This is a genomic window from Streptomyces sp. NPDC002845 (assembly GCF_053591955.1).
Genome location: NZ_JBSFUU010000016.1, coordinates 1 through 11,702 on the forward strand (window position 1 = coordinate 1; position 11,702 = coordinate 11,702).

At 71.1% G+C, this 11,702-nt stretch carries 10 protein-coding genes and 2 pseudogenes; 4 read left to right on the top strand and 8 right to left on the bottom strand.

Going from position 1 to position 11,702, the window contains the following annotated elements; genetic code table 11:
- Positions 1 to 164 precede the first annotated feature (164 nt).
- From ACWD3C_RS14000 to ACWD3C_RS14025, 6 genes and pseudogenes are all read right to left on the bottom strand, one after another.
- Complete coding sequence (locus ACWD3C_RS14000; protein WP_362660898.1) at positions 165 to 422, bottom strand: hypothetical protein; 258 nt, start codon at positions 420 to 422, stop codon at positions 165 to 167.
- A gap of 527 nt (positions 423 to 949) precedes the next feature.
- Positions 950 to 1,666, bottom strand: a complete 717-nt coding sequence (locus ACWD3C_RS14005) for a ParA family protein (RefSeq protein ID WP_451143495.1) — start codon at positions 1,664 to 1,666, stop codon at positions 950 to 952.
- 181 nt (positions 1,667 to 1,847) lie between these two features.
- Positions 1,848 to 2,426, bottom strand: coding sequence for a helix-turn-helix domain-containing protein (locus ACWD3C_RS14010; protein WP_451143497.1), 579 nt, complete (start codon positions 2,424 to 2,426; stop codon positions 1,848 to 1,850).
- Entirely contained in the window at positions 2,408 to 3,091 is a 684-nt protein-coding gene (locus ACWD3C_RS14015; protein WP_451143499.1) for a helix-turn-helix domain-containing protein, read from the bottom strand. Before ACWD3C_RS14015 ends, ACWD3C_RS14010 begins: the two co-directional genes overlap by 19 nt.
- Positions 3,088 to 3,909 carry a hypothetical protein gene (locus ACWD3C_RS14020; RefSeq protein WP_451143501.1) on the bottom strand — a complete coding sequence of 274 codons (822 nt, stop codon included), beginning with the start codon at positions 3,907 to 3,909 and terminating at the stop codon, positions 3,088 to 3,090. Before ACWD3C_RS14020 ends, ACWD3C_RS14015 begins: the two co-directional genes overlap by 4 nt.
- Positions 3,910 to 4,319: 410 nt before the next feature.
- Positions 4,320 to 4,442, bottom strand: a pseudogene (locus ACWD3C_RS14025) (citrate synthase/methylcitrate synthase); the annotation flags it as partial.
- A 98-nt stretch (positions 4,443 to 4,540) separates the two neighbouring features.
- Between ACWD3C_RS14025 and ACWD3C_RS14030 the strand changes: the two are divergent.
- The 4 genes and pseudogenes from ACWD3C_RS14030 (at position 4,541) to ACWD3C_RS14045 (ending at position 9,518) form a co-directional block, all read left to right on the top strand.
- Complete coding sequence (locus ACWD3C_RS14030; protein WP_451143503.1) at positions 4,541 to 5,782, top strand: citrate synthase; 1,242 nt, start codon at positions 4,541 to 4,543, stop codon at positions 5,780 to 5,782.
- Positions 5,783 to 5,988: 206 nt separating this feature from the next.
- The gene (locus ACWD3C_RS14035; RefSeq protein ID WP_451143505.1) at positions 5,989 to 6,927 is read left to right on the top strand and encodes a sucrase ferredoxin; all 939 of its coding nucleotides are present in this window, start codon (positions 5,989 to 5,991) and stop codon (positions 6,925 to 6,927) included.
- A 126-nt stretch (positions 6,928 to 7,053) separates the two neighbouring features.
- Positions 7,054 to 8,841: pseudogene (locus tag ACWD3C_RS14040) on the top strand (sensor histidine kinase).
- Positions 8,838 to 9,518 carry a response regulator gene (locus ACWD3C_RS14045; RefSeq protein ID WP_451143507.1) on the top strand — a complete coding sequence of 227 codons (681 nt, stop codon included), beginning with the start codon at positions 8,838 to 8,840 and terminating at the stop codon, positions 9,516 to 9,518. The pseudogene ACWD3C_RS14040 and the gene ACWD3C_RS14045 overlap by 4 nt, the downstream one beginning before the upstream one ends.
- Before the next feature lie 17 nt (positions 9,519 to 9,535).
- Here the strand turns inward: ACWD3C_RS14045 and ACWD3C_RS14050 are convergent, their stop codons facing one another.
- Together ACWD3C_RS14050 and ACWD3C_RS14055 are read right to left on the bottom strand one after the other, a co-directional pair.
- Entirely contained in the window at positions 9,536 to 11,128 is a 1,593-nt protein-coding gene (locus ACWD3C_RS14050; RefSeq protein WP_451143509.1) for a solute symporter family protein, read from the bottom strand.
- Complete coding sequence (locus ACWD3C_RS14055; protein ID WP_451143511.1) at positions 11,125 to 11,634, bottom strand: DUF485 domain-containing protein; 510 nt, start codon at positions 11,632 to 11,634, stop codon at positions 11,125 to 11,127. The genes ACWD3C_RS14050 and ACWD3C_RS14055 overlap by 4 nt, the downstream gene beginning before the upstream one ends.
- Between the last annotated feature and the right edge of the window lie 68 nt (positions 11,635 to 11,702).

An 11,702-nucleotide genomic window follows, 5' to 3' on the forward strand; every position in this document is an offset into this window, starting at 1 on the left:
CGACAGTCGGGCCGCCGTCACACCCGAAAACCACCACCGAACGCAGATTGGCCGCCACCAAGAGCTGACGGCCAATCACGAAAGATCGAGGCTAGTGGAATAGTCGTGAGGACGGGCGGCCGCGAACGAGCTGAGCGCTCGCGGCCACCCAGGGGACGGGCGCGTTAGAAGCCGCGGGTGGTGAGCCACTCGTCCAGCGCGACCGAGACGATGTCGCCGATCGGCAGGTGGTCGAGTTCGTTGTCCAGCGCGAACCGCTTGATCCGCTTCTTCAGCCTCAGCGCGGCGGGGACCGACGAGTCGAGACTCTCGCGCGCGATGATGCGCTGGTTGAGAACGACGGCGGCATCGGGAACGTCCTTGGGCCGACCGGGACCGTGAGCGTACGGCGTTCCCTCACTCGGCGACTCCTGCGCTCGCACGGCCTGTTCCCGGTGAGGCCCCGGGACACCGGTCCTCACCGGGAATGCCGTACCGCCTGCCATCGGAGGAACTTCCGGGCGAACCGCAACCTCGGTCGTCGGGTCCGCATCAGAAGCCACGACCGTGGAGTGGGACGGATCGTGCTGCGCCACAGGTTCGGCCGACTGTATGGGCTGGATCGCGGGTACTGCGAGCTCGGGCGCCAGGACTGCAGGCGGCTCCTGCCGGGGATCGCTCGGGGCGACCTCAACGGTCAGCTGTGCGGCAGGCTGCGCCACTTCGGGTGCTGCCTCGGCCCGGCCGTCCGCTGACCCCTCGGTGGGAACGTTGGAAGGGACGGTCTGAACCTCCTGCTCGCCAGTGGTCCGACCGTCTTCGCCCTGGCGACCGGCCTGTTCAGCAGCGAACTGCTCAGGCGTGAGCTCGGCGGCCGGCGGAGGGGGCGGCGGGGTCGTCTTCTTGGCCCCGCCCAGGGCGCGCCCGCCGGTGCGGCGGGCCGGCGGCTTCGGCCTCTCGTTCTTCTCGCTCATGCCTCGGTCAGCTCCTTCATCAGGTTGGCGTACTCGCTCAGTTCGGTCGGGACCTCGCCGAAGGCCTCCATGTAGTGCACCCAGGAGTGGATAGTGGTCTCGGCCAGCGGGAACGGCTCGTCACGGTCCGGGCCGATGCCCTCGCCCTCGGCGGGCTCCAGCAGCTGCTCCTTCGCCCGGCTGGGCAGGCTGGTGCGGTCGTCGGCCTTGACCATGACCACGTGGGCGGTGACGCCGTGCTCGTTACGGGCGGCGGCGCGCTCGGCCTCGTCGAAGGTGGCCACGAGCTTGCGGCGCTCGATCTTGGTGGGGGCGACCGGTACGAGCAGCAGGTTCGCCTCGGTGACAGCCTCGTGAAAGATGCGGGCGCTTCCGCCGCCGGCGTCGACCACGATCGCGCCGAACTCAGCCCGCTTGGTGCGGATGTACTCGGCGATGTCGTCAAACGGGTACCGCTCGACGACCAGGTTGGCGGGGATCTCGAAGCCGGCGGCCTGGGTGACCTTGAACCAGTCGTAGGCGGACTGGCTGGTCGCGTCCGCGTCCAGCAGCAGCGTCGGCAGGTCGAGGACGACGGCGTAGTAGAGGGCGATGAACCAGGCGGAGGTGGTCTTGCCGGTGCCGCCCTTGAGCATGCCGACGACGATGACGAAGGCGTCCCAGGCGCTCGCCGTGGCCGCGGCCAGGGTCTTGAGTCGGGTGTTCTCACTCACGTGTGCTTGATCTCCTGTATCTGGAAAGGCGTGTTGACTTGGGTGCGTCGGCGAGAAGGCCGGCGTCGGAGGCGGCTGAGTGCGGACGATGGAGGGGCCCTTGCTGCAGTGCTGGATCCGGGATGGCTCGCCGTCGGGCCCTTGATCTGCCGGGCGCAGACGGGACCACCGTCGAGGGCACTCATGAGCGCTTCCTCGGGGTGCGGGCCGGGCCGTGGTTGTGCTTGGGCCGCATCCGGGTGCCTGCTTGGTGCAGGAGCCGATAGACGGTGCCGACGGAGTAGCTGCACTCCTCGGCCAGGTCCGGCACGGTGGCGCCGGCCTCATACCGTGCGCGCAGGGACAACGCGAGCTTCATTCGCCGTGCGGAAGTGGCCGCAGAACGAATACGGAGCGTCTGCTCGGCGGTGCGGGGCGTGCCCCCAGCCTCGATCAGTAGCCGCCGGGCGGCACGTCGCGTCACGGACGCTGCCGTGGCCAACTCCGTGAGCGTGGCGCCTTGCTGCTCGTAGAGGCGACGCAGACGGGCCGCGAGATTGCGGCGGGTTTGCCCGTCGCGCATTCTGCGCGTCTGCCACGAGGTGCGCATCACGGTCCCGGCCTCGCGCAGACGGTTGAGGACCGTGCCGTACGACAGCCCGCTCGCGGCGACGAGTTCGGCGACCGTGGCGCCGGACTCGTACTGCTCGCGCAGGCTCTGAGAAGTGACAGATTGGGCATCGGCAGATGGAGGTTGTGGAGTCACGCGACGGAGTTCCATTCCCTGAGGGCTTCAGCATGGGCAGCGGCCAGCTCGTCGTAACTGCGCTGGTCAGCAGGGGTGATGAGGATCAGTCGGCCGTCGGTGGCGAGGCGCCAATCGGCGGCAGGCCGACCGGTGACCGGGTCGAGGACGCTGCCGCCCGGGGTCTGCCACGCGGACGGGATCTCATCGGGCCGGGGTGCCGGGACCAGGACCTGGCGCCCGTCGCGGACGATCACCGTGGCCTTGCTGCGGTGCTCCGCGAACCGGTCCAGCGCCTTTTGGTATGCCGCCCGCTCGACCGCGTGCAGAGTCCTGCGCCGGACCGCAACGCCCGCCGTGGCGTAGAACTGGGCGATGCCGTACCAGCCCTGTGCCGGCCGTGTGCCCGGTTCCGTGGCGGCATCCTGAGAGCCGTTGCCGAAGCCCTCCACGGCGCGGGGAGCGAGGGTCCAGGTCTCACCGTCGTGGTGCACGAGACCGTGGTCGGCCAGGCGCCGCAAAGTCCGGTAGGCAGTGGCACGGGACACGGAAGCCGTACCGACAAGATCGCTGACCGTCTGAGCAGGCCGGACATGCAGCGCCCCGATGATCATGAGGGCGGAGCTGCCGAGGCCTCTGTGGGCGAAGGCGTCGTGGCCCATCAGGCGGGCGATGACGGTGGAATCGATGTCGGCCGTCACGCCTGTCTCAGGGCTGGTCCACTCCTCAGTGCCAGGTCGGGGGGGTACTGAGTGGTCCAGAAACGAGACAGCGAAGCGCGGGCACGGCCACCGGTGCTGCCGTGGTCGAGGTACCAGGTGGAGCCCTCCCGGCCGTGCCCCACCCGCAGCCGGCGCAGCCAGCCCCCAGGCTTGAGGACGGTCTCGTAGACCACGCGCAGCGTCGTCCGCGAGACCCCTGCCTCCTCCGCGGTCTGCCGCTCGCTGGCGTGGTGCAGCGGGCCACCGGCGGTCTCGGCGAAGTTCAGATGGGCCCGCAGCACCCGCAGCGCGGTCCGTCCCCGCTCGCCGCGCCAGGGCGTGGTCTCGATGCGGTCCCGCAGCGCGGCGAGAACCTCGTACACGTCGTGACGTGAGTCCAGCACACGCGTTCCGGCGACCACCGCCGAGGCGCTGGCCCACACCTGGCGGATGTAGTCCAAGGCACGCGCCTGCCCCGAGCGCACTGCGATGTGGCGGGCATGCCGGCCACCCTCGTGGTCGGGGTGCAGCAGCAACCGGGTCAGCTCGTCGACGGTGCCGCCGGCCCGAGCGACATGGCAGGCGATCGCCGCTGTGACGCGGTGCCCGTGCTCGGCCGCGCCCTGCCGGTCCTGGCGCACGGCCACGGTGCGGCCGTCGGAGCCGAGCCGACTGTAACTGCCCGTCGCGTACCGGCCGGTGAGATCCCCGAGCAGTACCAGTTCGGCCGCAGCCGGACGAAGGTGGTGAAGGCCCAGTCGGCCGAACGAGTGAGGGATCTGCCGCTGTGGTTCTGCCTGATGACTATGGTGTGGCACGGTGAGGTCGTCTCGCAAAGACAAGGGCGCCACCCAGGCCCGCTAAAACCACGGGTGGTACCCGGAACCGACCTCCAATCGGTGCCAGCGATGCCTCCAGGATTGCCGTCCTGGAGGCATTCGTATGCCTGGCCCCGCTCTGGAGGCAGGCGTCCCCATCGCAACTCGACCAAGGCAGGAACAGAGAGCCGTCGAGGCCACCGCTCCTGATCCGTCCGGTCAACTCGGGTCTCCCAGAAGCAGCTTGCAGAGGCACTGCCTCTGACTGCCTCCGAGCGACCCGGGTCGTACCGGGGTCGAATCAGAGCGTTTTCCTCTGACTGCCTCCGATCGCCTCTGCAACCCGTCCTAGCAGGTCACAGCCGCTTTAACCCTCATAAGCCCAGGTCAGAAAGGGTGCGGCAGATTTACTGGCGGTAGTGGTAGAAGCCCTCCGTCCCCCTGACGTCACCCAGTTCGGTGTCGGTGACGACGACGCCCGCGAGTCCTCGCGGTACGTCGACGGAGGTGGACGCGGCCCGGTTGATCGGCATGTTTCCTCCTTGAACTTGATTTGACTCTCGACGCTTGACTCAATCTCTGTCAATATTGATTGAATCAATGCAATGGCTTTACAGATACGGTGGCGTCCATGAGGGAAGACGAAGCGGCACAGCGGCTCAGCACCAAGGAGACCGCCGAGCTCCTCGGCGTGAAGCCCGAGACGGTGTACGCGTACGTGAGCCGCGGCCAGCTCACCAGCCGGCGCGACCCCGGAGGGCGGGGCAGCACCTTCGACGCCAAGGAGGTGGCGGCGCTCGCCCGGCGCAACAGGCGTGAGGCAAGCGGGAGTTCGCCCGTCGGCGGAGACCTCTCCGTCCGGACCCGCCTCACCCTCATCGACAAGGACCGCTACTACTTCCGCGGCGTCGACGCGGCCGAGCTCGCCGCGCGCCACTCCTTCGAGGAGGTGTCCGAGTGGCTGTGGACCGGGGAACTGCGGCCCGGCGTCACCTTCAGCGCCCCGAAGACGTCCGTCGCCGCCGCTCGCCGTGCCGTCGGCGCCCTGCCCGAACACAGCAGTCCGGTCGACCGGTTGCGGGTCGTGACGATCGCGGCGGCGGCCACCGACCCGCTGCGCTTCGATCTGTCCGAGGAGGCCGTCCTCGGCACCGCACGCACCCTCATCCCCACGCTGGTCGCCGGTCTCCCGCCCGTCCCGCACACCCACCGCGACTCGGGCCCGCTGGCCCACCGCCTCTGGGCACGCCTCTCCGGCCGTACACCCGACGAGGCGTCACTGCGCGTTCTGGACACGGCACTCGGCCTGCTGGTCGACCACGACCTGGCCGCGTCGACCCTCGCGGTCCGCGTCGCCGCGTCGGCCCGCGCTCACGCGTACGCCGCCGTGTCCGCCGGGCTCGGCGTCCTCGAAGGCCCCCTGCACGGAGCGGCCGGCGAGCACGCGCACCACCTGCTCCTCGACGTACTGGACCGGGGAACCGCGGTCCCCGTGATCGCGGACGAACTGCGCGCCGGCCGCCGTGTCCCGGGGCTCGGCCACCGCCTCTACCCGGGCGAGGATCCACGCGCCCGTGCCTTGTTCGCGCTCCTGGAGGACGTTCCCCGGGCCGCCCCCGCGCTCGCGGCGGCCCGCGACATCGTGGCCACCACCGCCCGCCACACGTCCCTGCACGCCAATGTCGACCTGGCTCTCGCCGTGCTCACGGTCTCCTCCGGAATGCCCGCCTCCGCGGGCGAGACGGTGTTCGCCGTGGCCCGCACCGCGGGCTGGATCGCCCACGCCCTGGAGGAGTACGGGGAGCGGCCGCTGCGGATGCGCCCGAGCGGTCAGTACGTGGGGGCGCGACCCCCTCGACCGCTGCCGCAGTGAGCGGCTTGCCGCGGCGGCCACATCGAGCCGTTCACCACCTGCGGCAGTCGCAGCGACCCGTTCGCCGCCACCGAAGGGCGCAAGCATCGCATCCGCGCCCCGAGTGAGGTCTTCGCGCCCCGCGCGCACCGCTCATACGCCCCCAACGCGCCCCTTTCGGCGCGGCCGGAAGTCGCCCGGGGGCAAGTCAGGTTAGGCTCACCTCTGTGAGTACGTGCACATCCGCGTCCCGGCGCCTCGACGAGCCTCTCGCCGGGACGGCCCCCACCGCCCGGACATGGCTGCTGCTGGAACAACCGGGCCCCTGGGGTGCCAAGGCGCTCACTTCGAGCCACCTGGACCCCGCGCTCGGCCGCGCGCTCGAAGCCGCCGCGGAGGGCACCGGCGTACGCATCGCGCTCATCCGCCGACCCGGCCGCCACGCGGACTGCCACGAGATCGGCGAGCGGCAGGTGTACGCGGCGCACACCGTCGCCGGCAACGTATGGCTGCACAGCGCCACGACGGCCGACCCCGGGCAGCTGCTCGGCCTCGACCTCACCGCACTCGGCGCGGGTGACCCCCGTACCTTCGACGCACGCCTCCGGGGACGGCCCCACACCGGCGACCCGCTCGCGCTCGTCTGCACGAACGGCAAGCGCGACCGCTGCTGCGCCCTCCTCGGACGGCCGCTCGCCGCCGAACTGGCCGCCTCCGGGGTCGAGGGCACCTGGGAGGTCACCCATCTGGGCGGTCACCGCTTCTCGCCCACGCTGCTCGTCCTGCCGTCCGGGTACGCGTACGGCCGCGCCGAGGCCCACCACGTCAAGGAGGTCCTCCAGGGCGTACGGGAGGACCGTGTGGTCACGGAGGGGTGCCGCGGGAACTCCGCCTGGGACCGGCCCGGACAGGCGGCGGAACTGGCGGTCCGTACCGCCGCGGGCGTGAACACGGCCGGCGCGCTCACCGTCGCCCGCACGGACGGCACGGCTCCGCCCTGGGAGGTGACCGTCACCCACACCGACGGCCGCCGTTGGCACGTCACCGTCGCCCAGGGAGCCTCGCTGCCGCCCCGCCCGGAGACCTGCGGCTCACCGCTGGGCTCCCCGGCCCGGATGGACGTCGTGGCTGTACAGGAGCTGTCCCCAGCGGCGCCGACCGGCTGATGGCCTGATGGCCTGACGGCCGCCCCACAGGCGTACGGAGAAGGCGGCCACCCGTCCTCCCCGCCCACCGAGAGATCCACGCCACACCTCTTCGGCCCCGCTCACCCGCCACGTACCGTCATGGGTATGAGCCCCACTCCCCCCGCACGCCGCCTGCGTCTCGGTCTGCCGCGGCGAGTGTTCTCGCAGGTGCTGCTGATGCAGGTGGCCATCGCCGCCGGGGTCGCCATGCTGGCGACCGGGCTGTTCCTCGCACCGTTCCTTTGGACTGAGCAGGAGTGAGCCCGATCAGCCGCACGCCCCGAACGGTCTTGGGCGCACTGGTCCCCGGCGTACTCAACCCCGGGGCGGCGACACGCATCCCGTGCGTGGTCCGATCCCGGGAGGCCAGTTCCCTGCACGACCTGGCCAGGTGGGTACGGCCAGAGGCGACGGGGAGGCCCCGAACCATCTCTCTGGTAGAGCGGGGGCCCCGCACGCTGGCGCCGTGCCCGGCGTCCCAGATCGCACGATCACCGTAGCCCGAACGGCCCAGGGCGCCGCAAGCATGCGAGCGGACCATCACACGATCGAGCTAACTCGACCTCGTGCGCACTCCCCGGCGAGCAGCGTGCGGTCCCGGCTGATCCACGCGATCCCGGGGCTCCTCGCGTACGCGGGTGGGGCGTTGGCGGTGGGGGCGCTGGCCGCGTATCTCATCTCCCGGAGGGTCCAGCGACAGCCCCGTGACCTGGCCTTCTCGGACATCTCGGCGCTGCTCGCGGAGCGCGAGGCGATGTTGCACGGCATCCGCGAGGGTGTGGTCGCCCTGGACCGCGACGGCCGCGTACGGCTCCTGAACGACGAGGCACAGCGTTTGCTCGGCATCGGCGAGGAGGCGGTGGGCCGGCCGCTCGACGACGCGCTCGGAGCGGGCCGTACGACCGACGTCCTGGCCGGCCGCGTCACGGGCACCGATCTGCTCACCGTCCGCGGCCAGCGCGTCCTGGTCGCCAACCGCATGCCCACCGACGACGGGGGCGCCGTCGCCACCCTGCGCGACCGCACCGAGCTGGAACAGCTCGGCCGCGAACTCGACTCCACCCGCGGCCTGATCGACGCCCTGCGCGCCCAGGACCACGAACACGCCAACCGCATGCACACCCTCCTCGGGCTGCTCGGACTGGAGATGTACGGGGAGGCCGTGGAGTTCGTCGGAGAGGTGGTCGGCGACCACGGGCGACGGCCGAACAGGTCACCGGGCAGATCCACGATCCGCTCCTCGCCGCGCTGCTGGTCGGCAAGGCGACCGTCGCGGCCGAGCGCGGCGTGGCCCTGTCGCTCTCGGACCGGACCTTGCTGCCCGACCGGGTGATCGACCCCAGGGGGCTGGTCACCATCGTCGGCAACCTCGTCGACAACGCCCTGGACGCCGTCGCCGGCACACCGCACGCACGCGTGGAGGTGGAATTGCGTGCCGAGGGGCGTACGGCGGTCCTCAGGGTCCGCGACACCGGTCCCGGAATCCCGGCGGAGAAGCGGGAGCTGGTCTTCTCGGAGGGGTGGTCCACGAAGAAGCCCCCCTCGCACGGCAGGCGCGGCCTCGGGCTCTCGATGGTGCGCCGCCTCGCCGAACGGCAGGGGGGCGGCGCCCGGGTCGCGGAGGCGGACGGCGGCGGCGCGGAGTTCACGGTGGTCCTGCCCGAGGCGTTGGCGGACGTAGGGGCGGGGGCGGAGGCCAGGGCGGATCCTGACCCCACGGCAGAAACGTTCCCGGAGGCGGACGCTGGGCCGGTGCCGGTGCCGGTGCCGGTGCCGGGGCCGGTGCCGCAAACGTTTACGCAAGCGTTTACGGTGCCTGACGGCGAGCCAGAACCCGCCTTCTCACCCGACCCCGAAGCCGGCGCCACTACCACCAAGGAGAAGTCGCGATGATCGAGGTCCTCGTCGTGGACGACGACACCCGGGTCGCACGGGTCAACGCCGCCTACGTGGAGAAGGTGGCCGGCTTCCGCGTCGCGGGCGAGGCGCACAGCGCGGCGGAGGCGCTGCACCAGTTGGAGACACTGCCGCAACTGGACCTGGTTCTCATGGACCACTACCTGCCGGACCAGACGGGTCTGGCGGTGGTCCAGGAGATGCGGCGACGCGGACTCCACACCGACGTGATCATGGTGACGGCGGCCCGTGACGTCACGACCGTCCAGGCGGCGATGCGGCAGGGAGCGCTCCAGTACCTGGTCAAGCCGTTCGCGTTCGCGGGCCTGCGCGCCAAGCTGGAGGCGTACGCGGAGCTGCGCCGCACGCTCGACGGAGGCGGCGAGGCCGAACAGCCGGAGGTGGACCGGATCTTCGGCGCCCTCTCGGCGGGCGGGGAGCCAGAACTGCCCAAGGGGCACTCCGCCACGACCACGGAGGTCGTACGCCGGGCCCTGATGACCGCCGTGGGCCCGCTGTCGGCCCAGGAGATCGCCGATCGGACGGGGTTGAGCCGCCAGACCGCCCAGCGCTATCTGAAGCTCCTGGAGCGCACGGGACGGGCCAGGCTGACGCTCAAGTACGGTGACGCGGGCCGCCCGGAGCACCGTTACGAGTGGGCGACCCGTCCCTGAAGGACCCTCCAGGGTCGTCAGACCGCCCCGGCGCCCGTGAGCGACCTCACCTCGGTCTCCGCGTGCTTCGCCTCGTCCGGAGGCTCCGCCGAGGTGACCGTGCCGAGCCAGCCCGCGAGGAAGCCGAGCGGGATGGAGACGAGTCCGGGGTTCTCCAGGGGGAAGTACTGGAAGTCGACGCCGGGGAACAGCGAGGCGGGGCTGCCCGACACCACCGGCGACAGCAGTACGAGCACCAGGGCGGGCACGAGTCCCCCGTACACGGCCCATACCGCGCCCCGTGTCGTGAAGCCGCGCCAGAACAGGGAGTAGAGCAGCACGGGCAGGTTGGCGGAGGCGGCGACCGCGAAGGCGAGGCCCACGAGGAAGGCCACGTTGAGGTCCCGGGCGAGCAGGCCCAGCGCGATCGCGACCACGCCGATCCCGACCGCGGCGGCACGCGCGACAGCCACCTCGCTGCGCGGCTCGGCCCGGCGGCGCCGCAGGGACGCGTACAGGTCGTGGGCGACGGACGCCGACGAGGCGAGCGTGATACCGGCGACGACCGCGAGGATGGTGGCGAAGGCGATGGCGGCGACGACCGCGAACAGAACCGTTCCTCCGGTGGAATCCGCGCCGCCTCCCAGATCGAGTGCCAGCAGCGGAACCGCCGTGTTCCCGGCCGCGTTCGACCCGCGTACGGCGTCGGGGCCGACAATCGCGGCCGCGCCGAAGCCGAGGACGATCGTCATCAGGTAGAAGCCGCCGATGAGCCCGATCGACCAGACGACCGAGCGGCGCGCGGCCCGCGCGGTCGGCACGGTGTAGAAGCGCGACAGGATGTGCGGCAGCCCGGCCGTGCCCAGCACCAGGGCGAGGCCCAGGCTGACGAAGTCGAAGCGCGCGGTCCAGGCGTCGCCGTACTTCAGTCCGGGTGCGAGGAACGCGTCACCGTGCCCGCTGCGCTCGGCCGCCGTACGCAGCAACTGGTCGAAGTCTCCGTGGAACCGGACCAGGACGAGTACGGTCAGCGCGATCGCGCCGCCCATCAGCAGGACCGCCTTCACGATCTGAATCCATGTGGTGGCCCGCATCCCTCCCAACGACACATAGATGACCATGAGCGCGCCGACGCCGATGACCGTCCAGGCCTGTGCCGCCTCGCCCTTGCCGCCCAGCAGCAGCGCGACCAGGGTGCCCGCTCCCACCATCTGCGCGACCAGATACAGAACGGACACCGTCACCGAGGAAGTTCCCGCCGCGATGCGCACCGGGCGCTCGCTCATCCGGGCCGCGACGACGTCGGCGAGGGTGAACCGGCCGCAGTTGCGCACCAGTTCGGCGACCAGGAACAGCACCACGAGCCAGGCGACCAGGAAGCCCACCGAGTACAGCAGTCCGTCGTACCCGAAGAGGGCGATGAGGCCGGAGATGCCGAGGAAGGACGCGGCGGACATGTAGTCGCCCGCGATGGCAAAACCATTCTCCATGGGTGAGAAGAGCCGGCCGCCCGCGTAGAACTCCTCCGCCGAGCCATGCCTGTTGCGGCTCACCCAGGTCGTGATCCCCAGCGTGACCGCGATGAACGCGCTGAACAGCAGCAGGGCGAGCGCCTGGTGGTTGCCGGTCACCGTTCTCCCCCTCTGACGCCGCGCGTCAGCTCCTGGGTGTCCCAGCGCAGGTCGAGCGCGGCCCGGTCGCGGCGCAGCCGTGCGTGGCGGGCGTACGCCCAGGTGAACAGGAACGTGGTCAGGAACTGGCCGAGGCCCGCCAGCATCGCCACGTTCACCGCGCCCACGACGGGCTGTGCCATCAGGTCGGGTGCGGTGGTGGCGGTCACCACGTAGCCCACGTACCAGGTGAAGAAGACGGCGACGCCGGGGATCACGAACCTCCGGTACCGGCTGCGGACTTCCTGGAAGGCGGCGCTGCGCTGCACCTCCAGGTAGACATCGGCCGTGCCCCCGGTGCGGCCCTCGTGCTCCCGCTCCACGGGCGGCACGGCGGGAGCCGGCGCGCCCGTACCGTCCAACTCGCCCCAGCCGGAGGCGAGCGCGTCGTACCAGGGGTCGTCGAACTCGATCGAGCTCTCAGGACCGCCCACGCGCGCGCGTGGGCGACCGTTGCTTGATTGCATGCCCAAGGATGGACAGACCGGGAAGATCCCTGACTCTTCTCTCCGGTCTTCTTCACCCCATCAGGTGA